This is a genomic window from Dictyobacter kobayashii, from assembly GCF_003967555.1.
Lineage (GTDB): Bacteria > Chloroflexota > Ktedonobacteria > Ktedonobacterales > Ktedonobacteraceae > Dictyobacter > Dictyobacter kobayashii.
The window spans coordinates 3,877,918-3,904,636 of record NZ_BIFS01000001.1; the positions used below are offsets into that span (position 1 = coordinate 3,877,918).

The 26,719-nt window shown below is 54.0% G+C and carries 21 protein-coding genes and 5 pseudogenes; 9 read left to right on the forward strand and 17 right to left on the reverse strand.

Annotated elements, in window-relative coordinates; genetic code table 11:
* Positions 1–179: 179 nt before the first annotated feature.
* The 4 genes and pseudogenes from ung to EL645_RS17110 all read left to right on the forward strand — a co-directional run bounded on the left by ung (position 180) and on the right by EL645_RS17110 (position 4,145).
* A pseudogene (ung, locus tag EL645_RS17100) lies at positions 180–856 on the forward strand (uracil-DNA glycosylase).
* A 136-nt stretch (positions 857–992) separates the two neighbouring features.
* Positions 993–2,231: an MFS transporter gene (locus EL645_RS17105; RefSeq protein ID WP_218031881.1), complete on the forward strand. Its 1,239-nt coding sequence runs from the start codon at positions 993–995 to the stop codon at positions 2,229–2,231.
* Entirely contained in the window at positions 2,186–2,608 is a 423-nt protein-coding gene (locus tag EL645_RS41060) for a hypothetical protein (RefSeq protein WP_218031882.1), read from the forward strand. The genes EL645_RS17105 and EL645_RS41060 overlap by 46 nt, the downstream gene beginning before the upstream one ends.
* Positions 2,609–2,648: 40 nt before the next feature.
* Positions 2,649–4,145, forward strand: a complete 1,497-nt coding sequence (locus tag EL645_RS17110; protein ID WP_126551644.1) for a gluconokinase — start codon at positions 2,649–2,651, stop codon at positions 4,143–4,145.
* Here EL645_RS17110 and EL645_RS44265 read toward each other — a convergent pair.
* The 6 genes and pseudogenes from EL645_RS44265 to EL645_RS17140 form a co-directional block, all read right to left on the reverse strand.
* Entirely contained in the window at positions 4,142–5,086 is a 945-nt protein-coding gene (locus EL645_RS44265) for an FAD-dependent monooxygenase (RefSeq protein ID WP_371865736.1), read from the reverse strand. The two genes, EL645_RS17110 and EL645_RS44265, sit on opposite strands and share 4 nt — an antisense overlap.
* Before the next feature lie 239 nt (positions 5,087–5,325).
* Positions 5,326–5,829: pseudogene (locus EL645_RS44270) on the reverse strand (FAD-dependent monooxygenase); the annotation flags it as partial.
* Complete coding sequence (locus EL645_RS17125; RefSeq protein WP_161977431.1) at positions 5,829–7,088, reverse strand: beta-ketoacyl-[acyl-carrier-protein] synthase family protein; 1,260 nt, start codon at positions 7,086–7,088, stop codon at positions 5,829–5,831. The gene EL645_RS17125 and the pseudogene EL645_RS44270, both read right to left, overlap by 1 nt.
* 24 nt (positions 7,089–7,112) lie before the next feature.
* Positions 7,113–8,384, reverse strand: a complete 1,272-nt coding sequence (locus EL645_RS17130) for a beta-ketoacyl-[acyl-carrier-protein] synthase family protein (RefSeq protein ID WP_126551648.1) — start codon at positions 8,382–8,384, stop codon at positions 7,113–7,115.
* A 16-nt stretch (positions 8,385–8,400) separates the two neighbouring features.
* Entirely contained in the window at positions 8,401–9,315 is a 915-nt protein-coding gene (locus tag EL645_RS17135; RefSeq protein WP_126551649.1) for an alpha/beta fold hydrolase, read from the reverse strand.
* A gap of 461 nt (positions 9,316–9,776) precedes the next feature.
* A complete protein-coding gene (locus EL645_RS17140) occupies positions 9,777–10,016 on the reverse strand; it encodes a hypothetical protein (protein ID WP_126551650.1) in 240 nt (79 codons plus the stop codon).
* Between the two features lie 275 nt (positions 10,017–10,291).
* Here EL645_RS17140 and EL645_RS17145 point away from each other — a divergent pair, with 275 nt between their 5' ends.
* Positions 10,292–10,759 (forward strand): nuclear transport factor 2 family protein, encoded by a 468-nt coding sequence (locus EL645_RS17145; RefSeq protein WP_126551651.1) that lies wholly within the window; start codon positions 10,292–10,294, stop codon positions 10,757–10,759.
* 142 nt (positions 10,760–10,901) lie between these two features.
* On the opposite strand, the gene EL645_RS41065 is transcribed toward EL645_RS17145, so the two are convergent.
* From EL645_RS41065 to EL645_RS17170, 8 genes and pseudogenes are all read right to left on the reverse strand, one after another.
* Positions 10,902–11,306 carry an MFS transporter gene (locus tag EL645_RS41065; protein WP_218032052.1) on the reverse strand — a complete coding sequence of 135 codons (405 nt, stop codon included), beginning with the start codon at positions 11,304–11,306 and terminating at the stop codon, positions 10,902–10,904.
* Positions 11,204–11,596, reverse strand: a complete 393-nt coding sequence (locus EL645_RS41070; protein ID WP_218031883.1) for a hypothetical protein — start codon at positions 11,594–11,596, stop codon at positions 11,204–11,206. The genes EL645_RS41065 and EL645_RS41070 overlap by 103 nt, the downstream gene beginning before the upstream one ends.
* Positions 11,593–12,267: an MFS transporter gene (locus EL645_RS41075; protein WP_218031884.1), complete on the reverse strand. Its 675-nt coding sequence runs from the start codon at positions 12,265–12,267 to the stop codon at positions 11,593–11,595. The genes EL645_RS41070 and EL645_RS41075 overlap by 4 nt, the downstream gene beginning before the upstream one ends.
* Positions 12,268–12,672: 405 nt before the next feature.
* Positions 12,673–12,807: a hypothetical protein gene (locus EL645_RS44275; protein WP_281276317.1), complete on the reverse strand. Its 135-nt coding sequence runs from the start codon at positions 12,805–12,807 to the stop codon at positions 12,673–12,675.
* A gap of 8 nt (positions 12,808–12,815) precedes the next feature.
* A pseudogene (gene cobA, locus EL645_RS45495) lies at positions 12,816–13,522 on the reverse strand (uroporphyrinogen-III C-methyltransferase).
* Positions 13,506–13,748 carry a hypothetical protein gene (locus tag EL645_RS17160; protein ID WP_126551652.1) on the reverse strand — a complete coding sequence of 81 codons (243 nt, stop codon included), beginning with the start codon at positions 13,746–13,748 and terminating at the stop codon, positions 13,506–13,508. The pseudogene cobA and the gene EL645_RS17160 overlap by 17 nt, the downstream one beginning before the upstream one ends.
* Positions 13,700–14,143: pseudogene (locus EL645_RS17165) on the reverse strand (precorrin-2 dehydrogenase/sirohydrochlorin ferrochelatase family protein); the annotation flags it as partial. The pseudogene EL645_RS17165 and the gene EL645_RS17160, both read right to left, overlap by 49 nt.
* A 77-nt stretch (positions 14,144–14,220) precedes the next feature.
* Positions 14,221–15,975, reverse strand: coding sequence for an NADPH-dependent assimilatory sulfite reductase hemoprotein subunit (locus EL645_RS17170; RefSeq protein WP_126551654.1), 1,755 nt, complete (start codon positions 15,973–15,975; stop codon positions 14,221–14,223).
* A gap of 404 nt (positions 15,976–16,379) precedes the next feature.
* Between EL645_RS17170 and EL645_RS17175 the strand changes: the two genes are divergently transcribed.
* Complete coding sequence (locus EL645_RS17175; RefSeq protein WP_126551655.1) at positions 16,380–17,336, forward strand: aryl-sulfate sulfotransferase; 957 nt, start codon at positions 16,380–16,382, stop codon at positions 17,334–17,336.
* Positions 17,337–17,446: 110 nt separating this feature from the next.
* Here the strand turns inward: EL645_RS17175 and EL645_RS17180 are convergent, their stop codons facing one another.
* Positions 17,447–18,550, reverse strand: a complete 1,104-nt coding sequence (locus tag EL645_RS17180) for a Gfo/Idh/MocA family protein (protein ID WP_174845303.1) — start codon at positions 18,548–18,550, stop codon at positions 17,447–17,449.
* A 479-nt stretch (positions 18,551–19,029) separates the two neighbouring features.
* Here EL645_RS17180 and EL645_RS17185 point away from each other — a divergent pair.
* The 3 genes and pseudogenes from EL645_RS17185 to EL645_RS17195 all read left to right on the forward strand — a co-directional run bounded on the left by EL645_RS17185 (position 19,030) and on the right by EL645_RS17195 (position 23,546).
* Positions 19,030–21,104: pseudogene (locus EL645_RS17185) on the forward strand (bifunctional aldolase/short-chain dehydrogenase).
* A 256-nt stretch (positions 21,105–21,360) separates the two neighbouring features.
* The gene (locus EL645_RS17190) at positions 21,361–22,380 is read left to right on the forward strand and encodes a Gfo/Idh/MocA family protein (protein WP_126551657.1); all 1,020 of its coding nucleotides are present in this window, start codon (positions 21,361–21,363) and stop codon (positions 22,378–22,380) included.
* A gap of 317 nt (positions 22,381–22,697) precedes the next feature.
* A complete protein-coding gene (locus EL645_RS17195) occupies positions 22,698–23,546 on the forward strand; it encodes an RNA methyltransferase (RefSeq protein ID WP_126551658.1) in 849 nt (282 codons plus the stop codon).
* Between the two features lie 114 nt (positions 23,547–23,660).
* On the opposite strand, the gene EL645_RS17200 is transcribed toward EL645_RS17195, so the two are convergent.
* Positions 23,661–24,755 (reverse strand): glycoside hydrolase family 172 protein, encoded by a 1,095-nt coding sequence (locus EL645_RS17200; protein ID WP_126551659.1) that lies wholly within the window; start codon positions 24,753–24,755, stop codon positions 23,661–23,663.
* Positions 24,756–24,863: 108 nt separating this feature from the next.
* Entirely contained in the window at positions 24,864–26,297 is a 1,434-nt protein-coding gene (gene hflX, locus EL645_RS17205) for a GTPase HflX (RefSeq protein ID WP_218031888.1), read from the reverse strand.
* Positions 26,298–26,719 lie beyond the last annotated feature (422 nt).

The window sequence follows — 26,719 nt, forward strand, 5'->3', positions numbered from 1 at the left end:
TACAAAGAACCTCGCCGTGCGGCCACGTACCAAAAAATACGTGGCCGCATGGCTGGGATGGTCCGCCCTGGGGCACAGCAGGTTGCCGTTTTGGGGTGCTTGAGAGAGAATAGAAAGGTAGCCGCAGCAAATTGTTATGTCCGCAGCTGTGACCAAAAAAAAGAAATAAGGGAATATGTATGCAGATTGATATTCCAGAGAGCTGGCACGCCCATTTGAATGGCGAGCTAGAGAAACCATATTTTCAGAAGCTGGCCCATTTTGTGGATGCAGAGCGCCAGCAATACGAAGTCTTTCCCCCGAGGTAGATGTCTTCTCGGCGTTTCGCCATACGCCCTATGATAATGTAAATGTTTTTCTGTTAGGGCAAGATCCTTATCATGATCATAATCAGGCCCACGGCCTCTGCTTCTCGGTGCGCCCCGGCATCAAGCCGCCGCCCTCGCTAGTCAATATGTTTAAGGAACTGCGCGAAGATCTCGGGTGCAGCATTCCGAATAACGGCTACCTGGTTCCCTGGGCCGATCAGGGCATGCTGATGTTAAATGCCGTTTTGACCGTGCGCGCCCACCAGGCCAATTCGCACAAGAATCACGGCTGGGAAGTCTTCACCGACGAAGTGATTCGTGTCGTCAACGCCAAAGAGAGCCCCGTCATCTTTGTCCTGTGGGGTGGCTATGCGCAGAAGAAAAAGGCCCTGATCGATACCAGCCGCCACACCATCATTGAATCCGCTCACCCCTCGCCCCTCTCGGCTCGCAACGGCTTCTTTGGCAGCCGCCCATTCTCAAAAATCAACGCCTCCCTGCGTGCCGCTGGCAAACCAGAGATCAATTGGCAGTTACCCAATCTTTAATAAACTCTGCCCCGCTGCTTCTCTTTTGAAAAATCGAACGTGTACACTAGTGTATAGATACATATGTGTGAGGGATGGATTACATAAGTCCGCTTATCCATCCCTCTTTATTCGCTATCAAGAGAGAACTCTATCTATGTTGCCAAAGAACAAGGGATTCTGGATCCTGCTCGCGACGATACTGGGCTCCAGTATGGCCTTCATTGACGGTAGTGTGGTCAATGTGGCCTTGCCGCGTATCCAGGTTGATTTAAATGCCACGGCCGCCAGCGTGCAATGGGTCGTTGAAGCCTATGCTTTATTCCTGGGCTCATTAATTCTCGTTGGCGGCTCAATGGGCGACCTCTATGGTCGCAAGCGCATGTTTGCCGTTGGTATTGTCATTTTCGCCCTGGCCTCCCTGTGGTGTGGCCTGACCACCGACATCACGCAGCTAGTGGTAGCGCGCGCCGTCCAGGGTATCGGTGGCGCCTTATTAACCCCTGAAAGCCTGGCCATTCTGCGCGCCTCCTTTGACGAGTCCCAGCGCGGCAAAGCCATTGGCCTCTGGTCCGCCTTCTCCGCCATCACCTCGGCCCTGGGACCCGTGCTCGGTGGCTGGCTGGTCCAATACGCCTCCTGGCGCTGGGTCTTCTTTATTAATCTGCCGCTGGCCGTGATCGTGATGATAGTGCTGTTTATCTTTGTGCCCGAGAGCCGTAGCGAGGGGACCAACCGCCACCTGGATATCGCCGGAGCGTGTCTGGCCACGCTTGGACTGGGCCTGCTCGTCTTCGGCCTGATCGAAGCCAGCAGCTATGGCATCACGCATCCCCTCGTCATTGGCTGCGTCCTGGCGGGTATCTTAGCCCTGGTAGGCTTCATCTTTGTTGAGCGCCGCAGCCCGGCCCCCATGATGCCCTTGCAGCTATTTAGCTCACGCATCTTTAGCGGCACCAACCTCCTGACCTTCTTTCTGTATGCCGCCCTGGGGGCCACGCTCTACTTCCTGCCCTTCAACCTGATCCGGGTCCAGGGCTACTCGCCGACCGCCGCCGGCTCCGCCCTCCTGCCCTTTACGCTGCTCATGTTCTCGCTCTCGCGCTGGTCTGGTGGCCTGGTGGTCCGCTTCGGCGCTCGCCCACCGCTGGTAATTGGCCCGTTGATCGCTGGCATCGGCTATATCCTGTTTGCCATCCCCGGTATCGGTGGTAGCTATTGGACCACCTATTTCCCGGCCGTCATGGTGCTGGGTCTGGGTATGGCCATCACCGTAGCGCCCCTGACCACCACCGTCATGGGGCCGTCGAGGACCAATATGCCGGTACGGCCTCAGGTGTCAATAATGCCGTGGCCCGTATCGCCAACCTGTTTGCCATTGCCATCTTTAGCCTGATAGTAATATCCATTTTCAATCTGGCCCTGGATAACCAGATTGCTACGCAACATGTCTCGGCCGTCGCCAGCCACGCGCTGGATGCGCAGCGTAGCAAACTGGCCGCCGCCGAAGTACCCGCTAGCATTGATGCAGGCACCCGCAAGATCTTACAGCAAGGAATTGCCGAATCGTTCATGCTCAGCTTCCGCGTTGCCATGCTAATGGGGGCCGGCCTGGCCTTTATCAGCTCGCTCTGTGCCGCCCTGACCGTACCATCGCGCCGCCGCAAAGTAAAGGCAAAGCAGGAAGAGCGACAATGTGGTGACAATGCGTGTACACTAATGTATGCCCATCGCAGTGTCGATACGGAGTCCGCCACCGCAGCGGATAACTAACATTGCTGTTCTTATAGTAATTTATTGGGAGAGATATTTTATGGCTGATGATACACAATCGCTATCTATCTTAGCGCTGGACGTCGGCACTTCATCGACGCGTGCCCTGCTCTTCGATGCTCAGGGGAGCGCTATACCAGATATGGTTTCTCAGCACACGTATGAGCTGACCACTTCGGCGCAGGGCGAGGTCTCTGTGGATGCTGATCACCTGGTGGATGTGGTGGCCCAGACCATCGACGAGGTTCTGAAGAAGGCCGACAAACGGGCCAGTTCCATTCGGGCGGTGGCCATCGATACCTTCTGGCATAGCCTGCTGGGTGTGGATGAAAACAACCATCCCCTGACACCAGTGATTACCTGGGAGGATACCCGGGCCTTTGGTACCGCCCGTGAGCTGCGCAAAGAATTTGATGAAAAGGCGGTCCATGATCGCGTCGGGGTACGCTTCCACGCCAGTTACTGGCCCGCCAAGCTGCGCTGGCTATCCGAGAACCAGCCCGAGGTCTTCCAGAAGGTCAAACAATGGATCTCCTTTGGTGAATACCTGCATCGCAAGCTGCTGGGCAAATCAGTCTGTAGCCTCTCCATGGCTTCGGCTACCGGTATGCTCACCACCAAAACCAGGCAGTGGGATAGCGAGCTGATCGAGGCCCTCAAAGTGCGCCGTGAGCAATTCCCTGATGTCGGGGATGCGCGTGACGCCCTGAAGGGTTTGCAGGGCGAGTACGCCTCACGCTGGCCAGCTTTGCGCGAGGTCCCCTGGTATCCAGCCATCGGCGATGGGGCTTCTGCCTGCCTCGGCACCAGCTGTATTACGACCCAGAACTGGTCCCTGACCATGGGGACCTCCAGCGCTATCCGTGTCGTGGTTGACCCGGCCCAGATTTCAGCCGCTCCCTTTGGCCTCTGGCTCTACTTCATCGACGCTAAACGCGCCATCCTGGGCGGAGCTATGAGCGAAGGAGGCAACCTGCTGGCGTGGCTCACCAACTCCTTCAAATTGCCTACCCTGCAAGAAGCCGAGCCCAAAGTCGCCGCCCTGAAACCCGACAGTCATGGCCTCACCATCCTTCCCTTTATCTCGGGTGAGCGCAGTATTGGCTGGCATGCCGAGGCCCACATGACCATCTCAGGCATCTCCATCCATACCGCTCCCGAAGAGATCCTGCGTGCGGGCATGGAGTCCCTTGCCTATCGCCTCAGCGTCATCCACGGCCAGTTGCTGCAGGCCCTGCATATGCAGCCATCGGACCACCGTCTGATGGCCAGTGGAGGAGCCCTTTTCCACTCGCATCTCTTGTGCCAGATCATCGCAGACACCACTGACACTGCCATCTATCCTTCGCGTGAACAAGAAGCCTCGGCCCGTGGAGCCGCCTTGCTCGCCCTGGAAGCCATGGGAATTATTCCGGACCTGGCTAAACTCCAGCCCGCTGTCATGGACCCGATCCGGCCCGATCACCAGACTGGCGAGATCTATCGCCAGGCCGTTGCCCGGCAGGATGATCTCTACCAGCGTCTGCTGGCTGATTAGATAGTGGGGAAGAGGTAGCGCTCCAACTGGCCTTCGATGCTGGCCAGTTGAGAGCTGTGGAAAGCGGCCAGGATATAGCAGTCCGGGCGCGTGAGGAGAAGCTGGTTGGGATGATGGCGCCATAGCCGGCCCAACTGGCCACTCTCATCGACGATCAAGCTTATGTGGGCTGGCAGGTTTGCCTTTGCCAGCTCCAGGGCCTCCTGTGTAGGGCAGAGGCAGATCTGCTGGAGCTTGAGCCGCTGCCAGAGCGCTCCCTGAAACCTGTCACTTATCTCAGCCTGCTTTTCATATAGTGTGAAGACACAAAAACGTCCCTCTATGAGCTGATCCAGCGGCAGGCGCTGCCCGTTGGCGCTGGTGACCATGGGTTGTGGGAGCAGCTGACCACTGCTTCTGCCCGAGAGGAGGAAGCCTGCCCGATAGACTGGTCGGGGCTTGACCTCCATCTCTGCCAGCCAGCGTCGCAGGGGCTTGCTCCGCTGGATACTTATGAAGGCGCAGTCACGCAGGAGGGCCAGCGCTCTCTGAGTGGGCATGATGATGGCCCCGAGCGAAGCTGAGAAGTAGATCATCTGGGTGACGTGTGGCTGGCGCTCCTGCTGGTAGCTCTCCAGCAACCGTGGGGAGGTATCCTGTTGCCCTAGCAACGCGATCTTCCAGCACAGATTGTAGGCGTCGCGCAGCCCGCTGTTCATACCCTGTCCCCCGAAGGGCGGCATCAGGTGCGCCGCATCCCCGAGCAGAAAGATGCGATCCGCCCTGAAGGTCGTAGCGAGCGTAGCATGGAAGGTATATACCGTCTTACGCAGGATGTGTATTGACTCCCCTGCTTGTCTGGCCGGTGACGAGGCTGGCAGTGTCTGCAGGGCTTGCCGGATGCAACGCACGATCGCAGCATCATCCAGCAGGTCCTTTTCGTGCTCATCGGCCTGCAACATAAACTCCCAGCGCCGCCCTCCATTCGGAGCTGGCACGGTAACCGCTGGCCGAGCCGGATTGCAGAAGAAGATAATCGGGGCCGTCGCACTATCTTCGTGGTCAATGGTATCCACCACCAGCCAGCGCTGTGTGCGCTGGCGTCGCCGATAATGGCTGCTTCGGGGGGCTTTGGCTGTCCTGATGTCTGAAGCGGCAGCAGCTCGCGCAAGCGCGGTGGACGCAGCAAAACCTGGAGCTGCTGCCGTATCTTGCTACGTCCACCATCGCAGGCCAGCACATAATCACAGTTGATAAGCTGGGATGAGGCGTCATGCTGGTCGCGTAGGCACAGGCTGATACCATGCTCATCCTGGGTGAATGACTCGACCGCCTGGCCAAAGCTAACTTGCACACAGGGGAAGCGATCCAGTCCCTGTAAAAAGATGGCCTCTAAAGTTGGCTGGTGGAAGGTCGAGATCTGAGGATAGCCATAGGGTTGCTGCGTCGGGGCGATCCTGGCCAGGTAGCGGCCCCCTGAGACATAGTGGGCCTCACGCTTGAGTAGCGCATGGGCGCACACCTCGTCCGCCAATCCCATGGCCTGGCAGATACGCAGCCCCTCGTCATCGATGGTAATTGCCCGTGGCTGCTCACTGATCGTTGTATTGCGTTCCAGCAGCAACGTCTCGATGCCTGCCAGGCCCAGCAGGTTGGCGGCTGTCAGACCCGTGGGGCCCGCCCCAATTATAGCGACCCGCACCACTAGACCCCTTTCCGTACTGCCAGCGCGACGTTGGTCCCTCCTGTACCCCGTCCACCCACAATGGCTATCCCTGGCCGTTCATGCTCCGGGGATGTGGGCAGGTGGTAGGCTTTATCCCGCACCAGGTGGAACTCATGGTGTGCATCAAACTCCTCGCAGTTCATGGTAGGGGGAACGCGGCCATGTTTCAAGGCCAGCAGGGCCGTGATCGTGTCGATGGCGCCGGCCGCCGCATAGCTATGCCCAAACATACTGCGCGGCACGCTGGCGGGAATATGGGGTAGCTGTGAACCAAAGACCAGGTGCAGCGCCTCGCTCTCCCCACGGTCCGAGGCTGGCAGGGCACGACCATCCAGGCTCAAATAGGCCACCTCTTCAAGATCGATATTACCGGCCTGGATAGTCTGGCAGATAGCCCTGGCATAGCGTATACCATCTTCAGATGGCGGTTGCAAGCCGTGGGCATCGTTGGCCTGCCCATAACCAAGCACTTCACCATAGATAGTCGCTCCACGCGCCCGGGCATGCTCATATTCCTCAAGAATGCAGATTCCTGCGCCCTCGGCCAGCATCATACCACTGCCACGACGGTCAAAAGGACGATAGCCAGCAGGATCATCGCCGGTAACATACTGGCTCTGTTGCGCCAGGATGAGGAGGATAAAAGGATTAAGAAAGGCCTCACAGCCACCGGCAATGATCACATCCGCCGTGCCACGCTGGATGGCTTGATAGGCCATACCCAGGGCATCGAGTCCACCGGTTGTGTCGTTAACGGGTGTCTTGCAGTAGCCCTGGATATTATGGCGGATAGCCGTCTGTCCGATTGTAGCCACATGCAGCCAGGCGATGGCCGTGTACGCGCTCATAAAGCGCGGCCCGCGTGTATAGAGCGTCTGCAACTGCTGCATGACAAAGTCGATGCCCCCCATCGTATTGGCAATTACCGCCCCCACACGCCCCGGATTTTCCTGCTCAAGGTGTAAACTGGCATCCTGCAGCGCCTCCTGAATGGCGGCAAACGCAAAATGGGTCATGCGATCCGTGCGATTGGTCAGCTTGCGCTCAATATAATCTTCAGCCAGAAAATTATGCACCACGCCCGCCATGCGGATCGGCAACTCACCCTCGTAGTGTAGCGCACTGATCCCCGAGACGCCCGCGCTGGTAGCCTGCCAGAATGCCTCCTGCCCAATGCCATTAGGAGCTACCACACCCAGGCCGCTGATCACCACGCGCCTTCGTTGTCTTTTATTCATGCAACCCATCCCAATTCGCTTGTCCTAACAATAAGGCGCTATTGACCCGCCAAAGCCACTGGAATGTGTCAATGCCAACCTCACCCTGGCCGGACGGGCACTATTGGGCACATAATCCAGATCACAATCAGGATCGGGTACCTCCTGATTGATAGTGGGAGGAAGAATCTGCCGATCCAGTACCAGGGCAGTAATGACTGTCTCAATGGCGCTGGCCGCCCCCTGGCTATGACCAATCATAGATTTAGTGGCACTGATCGGGATGCGGTCCGCATACTCTCCCAGTACCGCTTTATAAGCAGCCGTCTCCGCCCGCTCATTGGGAAGGGTAGAACTGCCATGGGCATTAATATAGTCGAGCTCGCGCGGCGTAATCTCTCCTTCCTCCATAGTCTGGCGCAAGAGTTGTTGTAGTGGCTGGCCAGCCGGTGGCAAAGAGGTCATATGATAGGCATTGCTATTTGAGCTAAACACCAGGATCTCAGCGTAGATATGGGCTCCCCGGGCGAGGGCATGTGCGCGCTCTTCCAATAGCAGGACACCGGCACCTTCGGCCATTACAAAGCCATCGCGCTCCCGATCATAGGGTCGTGAGGCCCGCGTCGGTGTCTCATTATAACTGGTACTGAGCGCCCCCATCACGCAAAAAACATCCATTACCGCATAGCTAATGGCCGCATCTGTCCCGCCGGCCAGCATGAGCTCTGCCTGCTGCTCCTGAATGGCCCAGAAAGCCTGCCCGATCGCATCCGCGCCAGCCGAACAGCCGGTAGCAATCACCAGATTGGGACCATGCAAATGGTGGTGGGCCGCAATACTACTGGCGGCCGCATGTGACATCAACAGGCTCGAAGGCAAGGGTTCAGAGGAGACCAGTTGGGGAGAGTGCGCTCCCTGGTCTGTCATACGGGCCCATTGTCGCTCACCCTCTTCCAGGTTGGCCAGTGCCAACCCCATCATTACCCCCGTCCGTTCACGGATAGCGGCCGTCAGATATGGTGTTATCCCGGAATCTTCCAGGGCCAGATTAGCGGCGGCCAGCGCAAACTGCGTGGCTCGATCCATTTCAGCGATCTCATAGGGGGTCAGGCCCAGTTCAAGTGGCTCAAAAGCGTTTACCTCGCCGGCTACCTGAGATGGTAAACGACTGGCATCGAAGCGTGTGATGCGCTGCAGCCCTGAGCGCCCAGCCAGGCAGGATTGCCAGAACGGTTCTTTTCCAATGCCATTCGGGGCGATCACGCCCAGCCCGGTAATTACCACACGCCGTAATGGCTCGATCAGGGTTGCATCCATTTGCTTCTCCCTTGTTTTATTGCTGTAGCTGCTTGAGTGAACCTCTTCTCGTATTTCTTGCTGCCAGGAACGCTTCCATTAGTGGAGTCACTGTCTCTGCGCGAGAATACATAAAGAAACGTTCCCTACCAGAAACGACGTGATAGCCCGCACAATTAGGTAAGTGTTTAGCCAGCCAGCGCGTTTTTGCTTCCGGCGATAGGGCGTCATCGGTGCGATTAATCAGTAAGATCGGCATGGTCAGGCCGCTGAGGCGCTTGCGGATATCGAAATTGTGGATGATAGGGAGGACCGAACATTTATAGACAAAAGGCCATTGAGAGATTTTGCTGAACTGCTCCTCAATCAAGTGGCGTGGTAGCGAGGGGATCGTGTGGTTATCCATACTGTGCGACATGATGTAGTTGATAACATTGGCGCGCAAGAAAGGGGCCGGTAGTACATATTCCACCGGTAGGCGATAGAATAGCTCATGCAAGAACCAGATAAAGGGATGTGGGGAGATGCGGTAGTCGGCCCCCTGCGCAATGATCGTCAACGAACGGCAGCGCTGTGGATAGCGCAGCGCGAACTCAAAGAGCACCATGGCCGCGTCCCCATGCCCCACCAGGTCCGGGCACTCTAATCCCAGTCCATCCAGTACCTGGCGCAGCTCTTCCGCCCGATCATTGGGGCCAAACGGCTTCGTGCGCATCTCCTGGCGCCGATAGAGGATTACGCGTCGCGACTGACTCATCTTGCGCACCTGGCGCGAATAGACAAATTCAAGCTGTTCAAGGATTGGCACAAAGACGAGCGGCTCACCCCTACCGATATCGATGAGTGGCAACTCGAGCGTGCCAAGAGGCCGCTGTTGCCAGAGCGACTCTATATAATCTACATCTTCATGAAATGTTGCATCATCGATCCAGCGATCTATCGAAGTGGTCAATGGTTGCCTCCCCTTAACATTGCTACGCTAATTCTGGTTCTACGCAGGCGGCTTATAAATTTTATAAATAAATTCTTTGAAGAAAGAAGCAGAAGAAACTGTACGAACACTATACTATACGTTTTCACTATACCATTCTATGGGACCAGGATTAAGAAACATAAGATCTTGCCGACCGGATACTGTGTGTTTGGTGCAAGCCAATCCACGCTAGCGCTCGGTAGATAGAATGCTCTACCATATTACTGTACCATTTTGGCCTCCGAATTGGCATCTCCCATACCCTAAGTGCCACCTATCTGGTCGCCATGTCCTATTGTGTCACCTGAACTTGTGGTATCTGAGTTACTGGATAGGTTCAAATAGGTGTCTATAAAAAATAATACTCGCAGTAACAAAAAAGCACCCGCCGTCTATCGAGTTCGACAGATCCGCGGGTGCCTGTTCAGCGCTTGAATAATTTATGCCTGACGCTTATTTGCATTCTTGACCTTTTGGGCCGCCTTCCTCATCTCGTCCATTGCCTGCTCGCGTGAAATGGTCTCCACGCCATCCAGTTCATCGCCCGCTGAAGATTTAGCGCTGGCCCCTTTAGAAGCCCGCTTTGCCGCATCCATTATCTCTTTTTTCTCATGCTGCTTTTCCTGGGCCGAGATCGGCTCAACATTTACTTTTTCCAGCTTCTCTTTATTTTGATCCACGAAGTACCTCCTCTAGTGTAGTAGCGTTAATGATGGAGAAATCCCTTCCACCTCAGCTTTTCCCTTATCTTGTTAAATTTTGATATCGCCTTACCAGTAGCCGCGCTCTTTTTATGTGGATAAGCTTGTATAGAGCTAACTGATGTTGTCGTTCAGGCGCGATTCTTATTTGATACGAGTGGTTTACGCTGAAAGTTTCTCAGCCAGAGCAAGTGCAATGCCCAGTGCGCCCCGGCATATGGTATAAAGAAAAAAATACTGGAGAGGGGAAAACTATGTCTATCATTGATGAAAATCAGCCAGGTAACACCATTCAGTCACCGGCCCCGCAATGGATCGCGGCCTTCAATGCACATGATGTGGCGGCAATTGTCGCCTTCTATCGTGAAGATGCCGAACTCTATGATGCGGGTATGAAATATCCACGTCGTGGCAAACAGGCCATCACAGACTGGTTTGTACAGCGCTTTCAAACGATGCCCACCATTACCTACACGCCAACCGAATATATCTGCAGCAGCGAAAAGAGAGCAGTTGTTAGCTGGACCACCCATGGCCAGAGTCCGGTACCGGGCCGAAAACCCTGGTTAGGCTGGCTCTCGCGACCCTTCCAGGTGGATGGTGTCAGCGTCTTCAAACTTGAAGAGGGCCTGATTGTCGAGCAGCGTGGCTACTATGACCACCTGGCAGTCATTCAACAGATCCTTCCACTCCTACGCTGGCTACTACCCGTGCGCTTCTAATCTTAAACCAACCAGAACAAAACGAGGATCAGCGATCGTTGATCCTCGTTTTGTTCTGGTTTTTATTATTTGCTGAATAGGGTGTGTTCCTCAGAGATCTCTTCAAGGGAGCGTCCTTTGGGCTCAGGCAGTGTGAACACCGTCAGGATGAGTCCCAGGACTGAGACAATGCCCGCGACCAGCATCGCTCCCGGCAGCTTATATTGTGCCAGGATGACCGGAAGGCCAGGGCACCAATGAAGGCGCCAACTTTACCGAGGGCTGCAGCCAGGCCATGAGCCGTACTGCGTACCATCACCGGGAATATCTCGGCTGGATACACGAAGGTGGTCACGTTCGGACCAAACTCGGTGAAGAAGTAGCTTACACCATAAGCTAGCAGGAATGGGGCGGTGATCGTGGTAAGCTGTGGCACAAAAGCCAGCAGCAGGTAGGCTATCGCCATTACACCGAAGCCAACGCACTGGATCCATTTGCGCCCCAGGCGGTCGATCGTAAAAGCGGCCAGGATATAGCCCGTACAGCCGCCACCAGGAAGATGATCAATGTATAGAAGGTATTAGTAATCAGTTGCGCATGAGGATTGAGCAACTTAAGAACTAGAGGACTTGAGATAGTAGTACCGTAGTAAGCGATATCCAACAAGAACCAGGTACCGGCGGTACCGATTAACCATTTCAAGTAGCGAGGGGTGAAGAGCAGGTAGAGCCAGGATTTTTTCTTCTGGCTTTTCTTTCTCTCGCTGCTCTCAATCTTTTTTTCCTGTACCCGAGGGTCACTAGGAGAACCAATGACCTGCCCGATGGTACGTGTGGCTGCGTCAACATCGCCATTCATTGCCAGCGAGAAGCGCGGGTTTCAGCAATCTGACGACGCAGATAGAAGGTTGCCAATGCAGGAACAGCACCGATACCCAGCATCAAGCGCCAGACCAGATCATTATTCAGGTGTATGCTGAGTAGCACAATGGCGATCAGCGGTGCCAGCACCAGGCCAGCGCCTTGCATCGAGAAGACCATCGTAATCAACTTACCACGATCTTTGCGATTAGCATATTCGCTCATCAGTGTCGCACTCAAAGGATAATCTCCGCCGATGCCCAGTCCCAGGATAAAGCGAAAGATTAGCAGACAGATCAGGTTAGGTGCCAGTGCTGAAGCGATGGCCCCAATGGCCAGGACAATCAAGGTAAAGCCATAGATGGCCTTCCGACCAACGAAATCTGCAATGCGACCGAAGATGATAGAGCCGAGTGCTGCCGCAATCAGGGATGTGCTGCCAATAAGAGACACTTCAAATGTATTGAGGTGCCACAGAGGTGTCAGGATAGCGAGGGCAACACCAATAATAAAAAGATCATAGGCATCTGTAAAGAATCCCATGCCTGAAGTGATCATAGCTTTTAAATGAAAGCCAGAGAGCGTGCTGTTATCTAATTGTTCTAGCACAGAGTGCGTATGGGCACTACTTGTCGAATGCGTATCTACCGACTTATCTTCGACGATCATAAAATTGTCGTCTCCTTGTTAACATTTCCATTAGGATAGGTTTAACGAACACAACTATCCCTCACTCATTGTAGTGTTTCTATGTTATCTAAATGTTAAGCAGTTGTTAAATTGGTTAAAATGTTGAGAACTTTACTATCCATATAGCTTGCTGGTGGTTTATGTATCATACGAGAAGATAGCAGAAAAAGTGTCACGTATGTACAATACTTTAACAGTGTGATGCATGAGGAAATGTGTGCGCGTAGAATTTTTGGCGGGGGGTAGCATAGCGGATGCTAAATAGAAGAGCGGCGAGACGGTCTAAAGACACAAGCCCCATCACAACGTCGTAACAGGACTTATGTACTTTCTATCAGTGTATCACATAGATCAAGTGATATGCGAGCAAGTAGGCAAAATTACTTATTCGGCTTCTTGAGAGCTGTGTGCCTGTTGATACCAGGCCAGAGCCTCTCCTACACTAACCACCGAGCCGATAATAGTCAGGGCCGGCGCATCCAGTTCCGCCTCGGCAGCCCGCTCCGCGATCTCAGCCACGGGAGCCGTCACCATTCGCTGTTGGGCGTGGTCCCTTCCTGAATCACCGCCGCCGGCGTCGTGGGGTCCAGTCCTCCCTGTATCAAGCGCCGTGTTACATCCGGCAGGGCCTTAACGCCCATGAGTACGATCAACGTCCCGCCCAGCCGGGCCAGCGCCTCCCAGTTTACAGCCGGCGAAGACGAGCGACCTTTATGTCCCGTCACCACCGTGAAGGATGTCGTATAGTCGCGGTGGGTCACCGGAATACCAGCATAGGCCGGCACAGCGATGGCCGATGTAATGCCGGGCACAATCTCAAAAGCGATCTTCGCCTCGGTCAATGCCAACGCCTCTTCACCACCACGCCCAAAAACAAAGGGATCCCCCCTTTCAGGCGAGCCACGGTTAAGCCCTGGAGCGCCTGGTTCACCAGGATGGTATTGATCTGTTCCTGCGGCATCGTATGGCAGCCGGGTCCCTTGCCAACATAGATTAAATTGGCATCAGGCCGTGCCTCTTTTAGTAGATTAGGATTGATCAAGCGATCATAGAGCACGACATCAGCGCTGCGCAGGTAGCGCAGGCCCTTGACCGTCATCAATTCTGGATCGCCGGGACCCGCCCCGATCAAATAGACTTTTCCCGATGGATTGGCTGCAGCGGCAGAGTCATCATTGACCTCGGTTGGTATGGTGTTGTGGGTCTGAAAAGCAGAATCAGTGGGAGTGCTCATGCTGTGCCTCTGCCTCTTTCATATCATGGATAATGTTCGACACGGAGATATCGACCTGGTAGCGACGGAGTAAACGCACAGTGCTGGCCAGCGCCTCAACCTCATCCTGCTCAATGAGCAGGTCCAGGATATCCGAGGCAAAGAACTCCCCGAAGAAATCATCCCGCTGTGCATAGCTCAGCCCGCCCTGGCGTAGATAGGCACGCGCGATCGTTGCCAGGCGCATATAGGCTGCGTATTCTGCCGGAAAGAGCTCTTCGAGGCGCTGGCGGATACGTTTTGCCAGGCTGGGACTGGCCCTTCTGTGGAGACGGAGATGGTCAGTTGGCCGCGACGCAGGATCGAGGGGACAATAAAGTTGCAGCGTGCGGGGACATCGACGATATTTACCAGTTGATTGTTTTGCTGGGCTTCGTGCCAGATCGCTTCCGTCAGTTCGGGCTCATAGGTTGCCGCCGCTACTACCACAAAAGCTCCCGCCAGATCGCCAGGCTCATAGGCCTTATAGCGCAAGCTCACATTCGGCTGCTGCGCCAGATCATGCAACTCTTCGCAAAACTCTGGATTCTGTACCGTGACATGCGCTCCGGCGGCACTGAGGGCCGCGGCCTTCTCAGCCGCGACCGCATTGCCCCTACGACCAGTACTGGTCGGTTGCGCACATCCAGCATAATGGGATAGTAGTTTGGCATAGTCCCTTACCTTGTGGTTGCCTGTGCCGCCGTACGCTCTTTAAGTTGCTCAACGCCAAGGCGATGGCAGAAATCTCCAAAGCCCTCACCACTCTGGCGCTCATCGCGCCATAGCACAAAGAGTGGGTGCAGCAGTCCTGGAATATCTTTCACATTGACATTCTGAGCATAGATCGTATTGAGGCGTGTATTTTGCCAGTCGCCGCCGAGATGCACATTATAAAGATCTTTGGAGCGCCCAACAAAACCAACATCACCCATGTACGGTCGCGCACACCCATTCGGGCAGCCCGTCATGCGGAAACTGATCTTCTCACTATCCAGTCCCAGTTCGGTCAGGCTGGACTCCAGCAGCTTTACTACACCGGGCAGTGCACGCTCGGCCTCGGCCACCGCCAATCCACAGGTTGGCAGCGCGGGACAGGCCATAGCATAGCGGTAAGCGCCTGCGGCAGCCGGATCGGTGGCGATCCCGAATTCCTGTAGACGCGCCTCCAGGGCCTCTCGTTTCTCCTCTGGAATATCGATCAGCAGAATATTTTGCTGACCCGTAAGACGAACATTGGGGCTGAACTCCTGGATCACCGCGCGCAGACCACTCTTTAAGCGCTGCGTCTCAGTATCCTTCAAGCGACCATTCTCAATATGCAGCCCCAGGAACCAGTTCCCATCTGCCTGCTGGTGCCAGCCAAGGTGGTGATCCACATCGTGGAAATGCACCTCGCTAGGATCGCTCAGCGTATAGCCCAGGCGCTCCTCCACCTGCTGACGAAACCAGGGAATGCCGCGCTCCTCAACCACATACTTCATACGCGCATGGCGACGATTGGTGCGATCGCCATAGTCGCGCTGCACCGTAATGATCGTCTCAGCCACCTTAAGCACCTGCTCGACTGTCACATCGGCGAAAGGATTGGCCAGGCGCGGAAAGGTCTCTTTCTTACCATGTGTAGAACCCATGCCGCCACCAATGACCACTGTAAAGCCAACCAGCTGCTCGTCTTCTACGCGGGCCACAAAGCCAATATCCTGCGTAAAGGCATCGACACAGTTATCGCCGGGATAGGCCACCCCGATTTTAAACTTGCGGGGCAGATAGGTCTGACCATACATCGGCTCAACAACCTCTTCCGCCTCCTCACTGGAATGTACCTTCTCACCATCTACCCAGATCTCATGATAGGCCGAACTCTTAGGTGCCAGGTGTAATGCCAGCTTATTCGCAACTTCCTGAATCTGAGCCTGGGCACGCGTGGAAACGGGCGCCGGACAGGCCATCACATTGCGGTTCACATCGCCACAGGCAGCCAGCGTCGATAGCAGCGACTCATTAATGCCATGGATCGTCGCATGGATATCGCCCTTAAGGATACCATGTAGCTGAAAACTCTGGCGTGTCGTAATGCGCATCGTATGATTGCCATAGCGCTCCGACAAATCATCCTGCACCAGGTACTGCTCAGCCGTCAAAGCCCCACCCGGAATACGCGAACGGATCATAAACTGATACGCCTTCTCCGCTCCCGCCGCCTTACGAGCCTGGCGCGCATCCCGATCCTCCTGCTGGTACATCCCATGGAACTTAATGAGCTGCACCTGATCCTCAGTAAAACGCGGAGTATCCTGCGCCAACTCCTCTACAATCTGTCCATGCAGATAATTACTCTCAATCTTAATGTGTTCCACCTTACTACCTTCACCAGGGCCAAGGTGTAAGAGAGTTTTTTCTTCCGTGCTCTTATCCTGATCGGGTGTGCTCATCGTATCTCCTTTGAGATGTAAAAAAAACTGAGGAGCGGGGATGCAAGGGGCGGCCAGCCCCTTGACTGCGTCTCCGCTTCTCTCTTCCGCATCCGCAGGCGAGGAGCGGGGATGCAAGGGGCGGCCAGCCCCTTGACTGGGGGCCCGGGGGCTGTGCCCCCGCCCATCCCCTCTTCCCTCCCCGCCGCCGCAGGCGGCAAAACAACCACCAAACAAAAATCCCCTTATAGTCGCTTTATACTGTCAAATATGGCAGATTTATCCTTGCATTTCAAGCAATTATGTTGATATAGTAGATCAACAAACTAGTAGTTGTATTTACTATAAGGCCAGAGGATCACTCTGTCAACCTTTTTATGGCAATTGGACATTGAATTACATGGAAATATGTAAGGAGTAAACACATGGATTTTCTCCTGAGTTGCATCTCGACGAAGCATTCTTTGTTGAAAAATCACTGGGCCGCCAACAAGCAGTCGCAGGAAGAGCAACAGACCGAATGTCCCGTCACTGTACTGGGTAGCCTGCAAAAGCCGAAGGAGGATCAGGGTGGTTTACTCTGCTTACTCAACGACAAAGGCGAGATCAAGGCCACCCGGGATATGTCGATGCCCGCAGGTATAGTGCCAGCAGACGATGGCTTTCTTGTCGCGACCATGTATGACGTACACCGTGTAGCGCGCGACCTCTCCTTAGTAGCGTCTCCAACAATTAGTCTACCTTCCTTTAACTTATTGCACTCCCTATCGCGTAGCCAGCGTGGTTACCTGGTAGCCAGTACAGGCCTGGATGTCATCGTTGAGTTCTCGCCGAACGGAGAGCGCCTCTGGGACTGGTGGGCCGTCGAGCACGGTTTTGAGCTGACACCAAATGGAGAGCCCCGCTATCTTAATAAAGATGAAGATTATCGCGGCGTCAAATTTGGTACCTTAGCCCAGACCACACACGTCAACTCTGTATCCGAGCTACCCAATGGCACGATCCTGGCCACCCTTTTCCACCAGGGAACGGTCATCGCCATCGACCGTGAAAGTGGTAACTGGCAGGTCGTCCTCGATGGGCTGGATCATCCACATTCGGTGCGTATTCTCAATGAAGACTACGTCACCATTGCCGACACCGGCCGTGGACGTGGACTGCTGGTAAATATTAAAGGACTTAAAGGTACGATTGAAGCGGAAGTAGACGCGCAAACCAGCTGGTTGCAGGATTGTTCCTACGATTATCGCAACGATCTCTGGGTGCTGGTCGACGGCAAAAAAACGCGCATCGGTTTGCGCTCAGGCGCCGCCGGCGAAAAACCCTATGGCCAGATCGAACTCAATCCCGAATGGCGTTTATACGAAGCCCTACCGCTCTAAGCTCTTTTAAAGATTATTGTGTGTTACAGAAAATATGCGCAGCATATTTTCTGTAACACACAATAAAATAAGTTCGGGCACGTCAGTGCACATATACTTTTATCGATCTACTAATGATCTATTTGTCCATTGGCCAGCCCGACGGGCAAGGCTGCAGGGCGTTCACAGCTGCTTTCCAGCTCAATATGTTTATTCTCAAGCGAGGCATCCAGGTAAGCTTGCATCGCATCCAGCACATGATAGGCCAGCTCTCCATTGGCCCGGTGTGCTCGACCGCTGCGCAGTGCCTGGGCCATATCAGACACGCCTAATCCACGACTGTTCTCAGTATAGCCATGGGTCAGCTCAACATCGTGCCACTGTCGATCTTTTAAGGTCCAGATTTTGACCGGCCCACCGAAGCTATTTGGATCTGGCACACTCAATGTGCCCTCCGTTCCATAGATTTCGATTAAAGGGATATTGGCTGCCCAGACATCGAAACTGGTCACCAATGTCCCCACCGCGCCACTCGCGAAATCCATCACGCCCGCAATATGGGTAGGTGTCTTGACCTGGATCTTCTGGCCATTTTTAGGCTGGCTGGTAATGACCCGTTCAGGGAAGGTTACCCGCGCCGATCCGGTAACCCGACGAATTGGACCAAGCATTGAAACGAGGGCCGTCAAATAATAAGGTCCCATGTCAAAAAGTGGACCACCCCCTGGCTGATAGTAGAACTCAGGATCTGGATGCCAGTTCTCATGACCATGGCACAGCATCGCGGCACTGACCGAGACCGGCTCACCAATCGCTCCGTCATCGATCAATTTGCGGCAGGTCTGCAGGCCGCCCCCCAGGAACGTATCGGGCGCACTCCCTACACGCACCCCTTTTGTCCGGGCCGCAGCTAAAATCTGCCGGCCTTCCGCGCGATTAACGGCCAGGGGCTTCTCGCCGTAAACAGATTTACCAGCCTCAATCGCGGCCAGCGCCACTTCGGCATGAACCTTTGGAATCGTAAGATTGACAATAATTTCGATCTCGGGATCGGCCAGGATCTCTTCGACTGTACATGCCCGAGGAATACCATATGCAGCAGCCTGGCTGCGGGCACGATTCATATCAATGTCCGCGCAGGCGGCGACCTCTATATTCTCAAAATGTTTACCGGCTTCCAGGTAAATGCCGCTAATTTTGCCACAACCGATGATACCTATCTTGGTTCGGGGCATTATGCTCTAACCGTCCTTCTAATGCTATTTTACGCCCAGGCTTATACACTGAGCCTCTATTTAAAGAGCAGTGTACACTATTTTTTTCGAGAATGGCAGGGGCAAAAGTTGGGTTCCCAACATTTTTACCCCTCAAATCCCCACTACAGATGCCCTCTTTCTCTTCGGGCTGACGTAAGATTCCAGGTTGTTAACATAAGAAAGTGCAACAACAAAATAAAAGAATAAAGCTCGCGTGAAATTGTGTACAAGAAAAGAACGAAATGTCACTTGACAAAGATGCGGTTAATATGGTACCCAATAAGTGTGCGATTTGAAACCAATGTGGTTGTCAAATGGCTACAAAAAGTATCGAAATGAAATAAAACGAAACAAATGGGCTGGGGTATGAGCACTGTGATCCATTTTATTTTTGAGCACAGCCCGATTATTTTTATGCACAGAACTATTTTTACTTTTGTATGAAGAAGGAGACGCACATGGTAACAAATGCCTGGGACAAAGCAGCAGCGGCGCAGGCCCATACGGCTCTGGAAGAGCTGGTTTATCGCTCTCATCTACTGGGCAGTGATCGCTCAGTAGCCAACTGGGGTGGTGGCAACACCTCAATTAAGACGGTCGAAAAGGATTTTCGTGGCCGGGATGCGGAGGTCTTATGGGTAAAAGGCAGCGGCTCTGACCTGGCAACCATGGAGGCCCGGCACTTTACTGCCCTCAATTTGGAGGACATTCATCCACTGCTAGAGCGCGAGCAGATGTCCGACGAAGATATGGTCGCTTATCTGGGACACTGCATGTTAGATGCGAAACATCCTCGTCCTTCGATCGAGACGCTCTTGCATGCCTTCTTACCATACAAGCACGTTGATCATACCCATCCAGACGCCATCATCAGCCTGTGTTGTACTGAAGGTGGCAAAGAGCTCGCCCAACAGATCTATGGCGACCGTTTTGTCTGGGTCCCTTATATCCGTCCAGGTTTTTCATTATCAAAGATGATCGCCGACGCGGTAAGCAGTAATCCCAACGCCGAACTGGTCCTGATGGAGAAACATGGCCTGGTGACCTGGGGTGATACCAGTGAAGAATGCTATTTCCATACCATCTCGATTATCAACGAGGCTCAGCGCTATATTGAAGCGCAGGCCGCCGCGCGCAACCAACCCCTCTTTGGTGGCCAGAAATACCAATCCCTCTCAGCCGAAGAGCGGCGCAACCTGCTGGTCCAGGTCCTTCCCGTAATCCGTGGGGAAGTCAGCCGCGAGCAACGCATGCTGACCACCTATAATGATAGTCCTGAAATTCTCCAGTTCGTTAACAGCGCCAATGCAGCCCAACTCTCCCAGATCGGTGCCGCCTGTCCCGATCACTTAGTCCATACCAAGCGTGTACCATTGTTTGTCGATTGGAGCCCCCGGGCCGAAGATGGAGCGGGCCTGATCGAGCAGGTCAAAGCTGGCATTGCCGCGTATAAGCAGGATTATGTAGAGTATTTCCAGCAACACAAAAGTGTTAGCGATACTATGACCACGCCAGCCCCACGTGTCATTTTGATCCCTGGTGTCGGCATGATCAATACTGGAAAATCGCGCGCGCTGGCGCAGATCAGCGATGCCCTATACCAGCGGGCCATCTCTGTCATGAAGGGAACCGAGGCCCTGGGAACTTTCACCTCGTTGAATGCCGCAGAATCCTACGCCATCGAGTACTGGCCCCTGGAACTCTACAAACTGACCTTGCAGCCGCCCGAAGCCGAATTTTCACGCCAGGTAGTCCTGATTACTGGTGGCGCGGGTGGTATTGGTAGTGCTACCGCGCGCCATTTCCTCGATCAAGGCGCCCATGTAGTCCTGGCCGATATCAACCTGGAAGGGGCACAGAAGGTTGCTGATGAACTTAATGCTAAATATGGTGAGGGCCGTGCCCTCTCTGTCAAGGTCGACGTCACTGATGAAAATGCTGTTATTGCTAGTTTTGCCGAAACAATTTTAGCTTATGGTGGAGTAGACCACCTGGTGAACAACGCCGGCATTGCCGCCTCCAGCCCATTTGATGAAACCTCACTGAAGGACTGGAATTTCAATATCAACATCCTGGCCACCGGCTATTTTCTGGTTGCCCGCGAAGCCTTCCGCCTGATGAAAACCCAGGGTACCGGTGGCAGTATGGTCTTTATTACTTCGAAAAACGCCGTCTATGCCGGGAAAAACGCGGCCGCTTATAGCACTGCCAAAGCCGCCGAGGCCCACCTGGCCCGCTGTATTGCTGCCGAAGGCGGCGAGTTCGGTATCCGCGTCAACTCTGTCCTGCCCGATGCAGTATTGCAAGGATCGACCATCTGGAGCTCGCGCTGGCGCAACGAGCGCGCCGCAGCCTATGGAATTAAGCCAGACCAGTTGGATGAATATTACCGCAAGCGAACGACCCTGCTGGTCAATATCTTCCCTGACGATATCGCCCAATCGATTACATTCCTGGCCTCCTCCAAATCCGCCAAAACCACCGGTTGCATGATCACCGTAGATGGGGCGTGCCCGCTGCCTTCACCCGCTAGGGCATTATCTGTCGATCTAAAAAGGCAGGCAAAGAAAATAATGCCTGCTTTTTAGATCGGTTGAGGTCTATACAATGCCTGGGCTTGGTGCGATAATAGTGGCACACCTAATAGCAATCAGCTGAGCTACGTGAATGGCCCCGTTGATTGTTTTTGAAACTATCGTCATATTCACTGGGCGAGCAGTGCACAGGCACAACAGTGATTTACTAATCGCTACCTCGCTGTAATGCAATTAGAGAGAATCATAACAATCATGACACTACGAATTATTCAGGTTGGACTTGGTGGATGGGGTCAAAATTGGGCCCGTGCCGTTGTTGCTAAAAATGAAGATGTCGAGACTACCGCGTGGGTTGAGATCGACGCCCCTTCGCTGGAGGCGGCGCGTGAGCGTCTGGAACTGCCTGCTGAGCGTTGTTTTACTTCCCTGGATGAGGCACTCAAGACCGTTGAGGCGGATGCTGTGCTGGTAACGGCTAGCCTGCCGGGTCACGTGCCCAGTGCTCGCACAGCCTTGTTGGCTGATAAGCATGTGTTGATGGAGAAGCCATTTGCTCCTACTGTGGCCGAGGCCCGCGAATTAGTAGAGCTGGCCGAGCAGCGTGGTCGTATCTTAATGATCAGCCAGAATTATCGTTTTGAGCCTGCGGCTCGGGCCGCGGCCAAAGTGGTTGCTGACCAGACAATCGGTCGCCTTGGTAGTATCAACATCGATTTCCGCCGCTATGATAACACCGCGCCGGTGGCTGAGAACCGCCACTATCATATCTGGGAGCCTCTACTGGCCGATATGTCGATTCACCACTTCGATCTGATGCGCCTGGTGATTGGTCAGGAGCCAGTACAGGTCACTTGCAAAACCTGGAATGCTCCCTGGAGCAAATATGATGAGCCTGCTGAAGGTGCTTTGACCATCACGTTTGATGGTGGTGCCGTTGTCAGCTACCGTGGTAGCTGGGTGAGTACCGCTCCCCAGACCAACTGGGCTGGCGAATGGCACATGGAAGGCGAAAAGGGCGAATTGATCTGGACCAGTCGTGGCGAGCTGCCCGAGGCAGCGGCGATACGCTTACTTGGCGAAAGCAAGCTGAATATCGTTGAGTTGCCTGCGTTAGAGGCGCTGGACCGTTCTGGTAGCCTGGCCGCGTTTGTCGAAGCTGTCAATACCAACAGCATCCCTGAAACCTCAGGTAGAGACAATCTCAAGACACTGGCCTTGATGTTTGCTGCCATCGAATCAGCCAAAACCGGCCTCCCGGTCAACGTAGAATAAGAACTTAAGAATTTAAGAACTTGAGAAGTAGAGAGGCATCAGCCGGGAGGCTGGTGCTTCTCTACTTTTGTGTTTGTGGGCGTGCGCATTCGCGCCCGCTTATTTTTAATGAGGTGTGCTAAAAATGCGCCGTGCTCATTTTTAGCACACCTCATTAAAAATAAGCGGAAACAGCACAATTAAAGCAAAATTTATCAGGTGCAGCATGATTAAAGAAAAACTCTCTCCGTCCTTGTGGGGGAGAGCCAGCAAATTTGCTTTGGGGTTGCGATAGTGTATGATATGGGCAGCCATATTGAGAGAGGGTGTGTAAAGGGATGAAACAGCGTATACGACCACGTGTTGTTAAGATACATTCTGAGAATAATGATTTTCAATATGCTGAGACGTTGCGGCGCAAGCGCGAGAAGCGGCTGCGGCAGCGGGAGTTTTTTGTTGAAGGGGTGCGGCCCATTAATCAGGCTTTGCAGTATAAATGGCCGGTGCGCGCCTTCTTATATTCACGCGATAAACCTTTATCGGATTGGGCTGAAAATATTTTGCGTGATTCGCAGGCTGAGGTGCATTATGAATTGCCCTGGTACCTGCATGCTAAATTGAGCAATAAAGCTGAACCTTCGGAGCTCATTGCCCTGGTTACGATGCCTGAGGATGATCTAGAGCGCATTCCGTTGAAAGATGATCTGCTGGTGGTGGTCTTCGATCGTCCCTCTAGTCCGGGTAATCTGGGTACAATTATTCGTTCGTGTGATGCCCTGGGGGTGGATGGCATGGTAATCACTGGCCATAGTGTGGATCTCTATGATCCGGAGACTATCAGTGCTACGACGGGATCTTTCTTTGCGCTCCCTGTGGTGCGTCTCCCTTCGCAAAAAGAGTTGTCGCCCTGGATCGAGAATATCCGGCAGCGACTGGGGAGTGTCCATGTGGTGGGAAGCGATGAAAAAGGTGATTGCGAGCTGACTGAGCATGATTTTGTGCAGCCGACTTTGCTGGTGGTCGGCAATGAAACCTGGGGGATGAGTGCCGCCTATCGCGAGTTGTGCGATACCGTGGTTAGTATTCCTATGGCTGGCTCGGCCTCTTCATTTAATGTTGCCTGCGCCACCTCGATCCTATTATACGAAGCGACCCGCCAGCGTCGTGCACGTTTGAAATTGCCATGAGCACTCTGAGATAACATCATGCTTTCCTGGTTTGAGGTGGAGAGGCGATCCCAGCCGCCTCTCCACCTCAAACCAGGAAAGCAAAGCGCCGTGGACGCGTTAAGCAGTGCTGTTTTAGATGATTTCCAGTCCATCCAGTTCGGGGAGGGCTGGATGGGGTGTATGGGGTTCATTTTGGTACCAGTAGGCGACCGAGGCAATATCATCTTGTAATGGTAGATAGCGACCACCACTACGCCAGCCCAGCGCCTGAATGGTTACGCGCAGATCCTCATCAAAACGGATCGGGTCCATAATGTGCCAGCGATACATACCAAAGCGCTGCTGGCTGCTATAGAGTCCGTCTGGTTTGATGACCTGTGGGAGTCCGAGGAAGGGGGTGGAGTAGGTTCCATATTCACCCTGTGGATGCTCAAAGTTCCAGGCCCCTCCAAAATAATCCTCGGTCCCGGTGCCGCAGATGGTCGGGAACTCCTGATCTCCATCCAGATAAAATTTGATCTCGCCCTCGCCCCACCAGCCGCGATTATTGACTTGCCAGGCCAGATAGGTGCCCACATAATGTCCGCTGCCCTTGACGTTGTCCAGCAGGGTATGGACCTCTTTATAGCCCAGTGGATTACTGCGCCGCCACTGAGTGTGGAAATAGCCTGCATCCTCAGGGACCTCGGTCAAGGTATAGGTAATTTGAAAATAGAGGACCGCCTCTGCATCGCTGAGGTTCTCGATGGTCCAGCGTGCACCCTGGCGGAAAGGCATTTCCCAGTATGAGTTCATGCCGCCAGCTGGATTGACGGCGATGGGTAGCGAGCTAATATTGCAGCGCTCACCCCAACCACTGGCAAAGAAATCACCGTAGGGGCATTCGATCGAGGGGGCCTCTTCGCCATCCCAGTAGGCGCGCAGGATCAATTGTCGCCAGTGGCCTGGATAGGTTGTCATCCAGATATGCTGGATGGCTCCTGAACCCTCAATCTCAGCCAGGGTAAAGGTACTGTGTGGCGCGATTTTAATCGAAGGCGAAACCTTCCAACCCCGACCCAGGTCGCGGGCATGGAAAGCGCCCGTGCCTTCAGTTGCCATACCTGCCTGGCCTTTTTCGCCACTAAAGTTTTCAGCACTGATCGAGCGTGTTTTCGCGTGTGAGAGGCGGGAAAGGTTGCCCAATCCCAATCCCAGACCATTAAAGCTATCTCGTGTCTCTGTCATTGTCTAGTTCTTTCTAGCTCTTCAAAAGCAAGCGGGTGAGCGTCGCTTGCTTGTAGCTAGCTAAGCTCACCCGCTTGCTATGTAACAACAGGCTACACAGCCTTAAAATTATGAAACGATAGACTCTTCTTGTTCGGGCTCGTCTTGTTTGGATGCTCCCTGCTCAAACTCTTCCAGTTTAGATTTTCTGGAGAGCCTGGGCTTTTTGGCCGGTTTGGTTTCCAATTGGAAGGCACCGAATGGACCACTGTGATTCTGGGGCATATGTCCACGGAGGTGGGTGCCTCCCTCTTCATATTCCTCAAGCTCAATGGTACCATACTGGTGGAATTGAGCTACCAGCTCACCATGCTGATACGGGATCAGCACATCCAGGGCCACAAATTGCTCTACCAGGGTCTCGCTAATACAGCGCAGCAGGCTCTCCACGCCGGTTCCCTGCATGGCCGAGACTTCTACTTTGGGTAGCGTGGCGGCAATACCTGTGATCTCCAACTGATGGTCCTCAGGCAAGAGATCCGCTTTGTTGAGTGCCAGCACCATGGGCAGGCCACCGCCCCCGATCTCTTCCAGCACCTGCTCGACCGCCTCGATCTGATGCTGTACATGAGGGTGGGATGCATCGACCACGTGTACCAGCAGGTCGGCTTCCGCCACCTCTTCCAGGGTAGCACGGAAAGCCGCTACCAGCGTTGTTGGTAGGCGCTGGACAAATCCTACTGTATCTGAGAACAGTATCTCTTGCCCACCAGCCAGGCGTACCCGGCGTGTGGTCGGGTCCAGCGTCGCGAACAGCTTGTCCTCTGCCAGCGTGTCAGAACCTGCCAGCCGGTTCAGCATGGTAGATTTACCAGCATTGGTATAGCCGACCAGGGCAACTACCGGGGCACCCGCATATTTGCGGCGCTCACGGTGCAGTTGACGCTGGCTACGTACCAGCTCCAACTCTTCTTGCAGCTGATCCTTCTGCCGGCGCAGCATACGGCGGTCAACCTCAATCTGTTTCTCACCTTCACCACGCTGGTTGGTGCCACCACCACTCTGTCGAGATAAGTGGGACCACTGGCGCGTCAGACGAGGTAGATCATATTCGACCTGGGCCAGTTCAACCTGTAGCCGACCTTCGCGGGTGCGGGCCCGCTGGCCGAAGATGATCAAGATCAAGGCCGTACGGTCTAATACCTGGATATCCAGCTCACGTTCCAGGTTGCGATGCTGATTGGGCCGCAACTCAAGATCAAAGATCACTGCATCACAGTCCTGGAAGCGCAGCAGTTCGGCCAACTCTTTGACCTTACCTGAACCAAGCAGGGTCGCTGGATGGGGATGGTCCATGCGTTGGACCACGCGATCAACGCAGTTTACGCCAGCCGTGGATGCCAGTTGCTCCAGTTCGTCCAGCGACTCATTGACCGGCCAATCGGTTTCAACGGTTTCTACGCTGACCAGAATGGCACGCATTGGAGCATCCGCCAGCAGACCACGCATCGGTTTTTGTTCGTTATTATCTTTTCTCTGTTGAGGAATATTTTGTTCCGGCAAAATTGGCTCCTTTCCGTCATATGGACGGAATAAAATCTGTCTGTAAAGGGTATGTTTATGTGTGTCGCATCGCTGTGTCCTGGCTTGCCGGGCGCTGTCAGATATTCACTCATCCAGAGGTCTGAGAAGCGCTCTTTAGTTTTATGATACTGCGAGTGGAGAACTGATGATGGCAGAAAATCTGCGTGCTCTTGTTTTTAGGGGAAGTTCTTGGTTGAAAGGTCGCTAACAACAAAGAAAGTCTTCATCACCAGGTACCGCAGCATAACTTCCGTGGCAGAATTGCCAGAAAGGGCAGACAAAAACAGCCTGACACGTGCTAAACGGTTGATCCATGGTTAATTAAAGACTATCACTCGTCGTTTCTCCTGTAGATGTAGTCTATAAATTATACCTGAGAATGCTTCAAAAGTCAATGCAGC

Coding starts and splice junctions, on each gene's coding strand:
- EL645_RS17105 (WP_218031881.1), top strand. CDS start 993: ATGTTGCCAAAGAACAAGGGATTCTGGATCCTGCTCGCGACGATACTG.
- EL645_RS17110 (WP_126551644.1), top strand. CDS start 2,649: ATGGCTGATGATACACAATCGCTATCTATCTTAGCGCTGGACGTCGGC.
- EL645_RS44265 (WP_371865736.1), bottom strand. CDS start 5,086: ATGTTGCAGGCCGATGAGCACGAAAAGGACCTGCTGGATGATGCTGCG.
- EL645_RS17125 (WP_161977431.1), bottom strand. CDS start 7,088: ATGAATAAAAGACAACGAAGGCGCGTGGTGATCAGCGGCCTGGGTGTG.
- EL645_RS17130 (WP_126551648.1), bottom strand. CDS start 8,384: ATGGATGCAACCCTGATCGAGCCATTACGGCGTGTGGTAATTACCGGG.
- EL645_RS17145 (WP_126551651.1), top strand. CDS start 10,292: ATGTCTATCATTGATGAAAATCAGCCAGGTAACACCATTCAGTCACCG.
- EL645_RS41070 (WP_218031883.1), bottom strand. CDS start 11,596: ATGAATGGCGATGTTGACGCAGCCACACGTACCATCGGGCAGGTCATT.
- EL645_RS41075 (WP_218031884.1), bottom strand. CDS start 12,267: ATGATCGTCGAAGATAAGTCGGTAGATACGCATTCGACAAGTAGTGCC.
- EL645_RS17160 (WP_126551652.1), bottom strand. CDS start 13,748: ATGCGCCTGGCAACGATCGCGCGTGCCTATCTACGCCAGGGCGGGCTG.
- EL645_RS17170 (WP_126551654.1), bottom strand. CDS start 15,975: ATGAGCACACCCGATCAGGATAAGAGCACGGAAGAAAAAACTCTCTTA.
- EL645_RS17175 (WP_126551655.1), top strand. CDS start 16,380: ATGGATTTTCTCCTGAGTTGCATCTCGACGAAGCATTCTTTGTTGAAA.
- EL645_RS17180 (WP_174845303.1), bottom strand. CDS start 18,550: ATGCCCCGAACCAAGATAGGTATCATCGGTTGTGGCAAAATTAGCGGC.
- EL645_RS17190 (WP_126551657.1), top strand. CDS start 21,361: ATGACACTACGAATTATTCAGGTTGGACTTGGTGGATGGGGTCAAAAT.
- EL645_RS17195 (WP_126551658.1), top strand. CDS start 22,698: ATGAAACAGCGTATACGACCACGTGTTGTTAAGATACATTCTGAGAAT.
- EL645_RS17200 (WP_126551659.1), bottom strand. CDS start 24,755: ATGACAGAGACACGAGATAGCTTTAATGGTCTGGGATTGGGATTGGGC.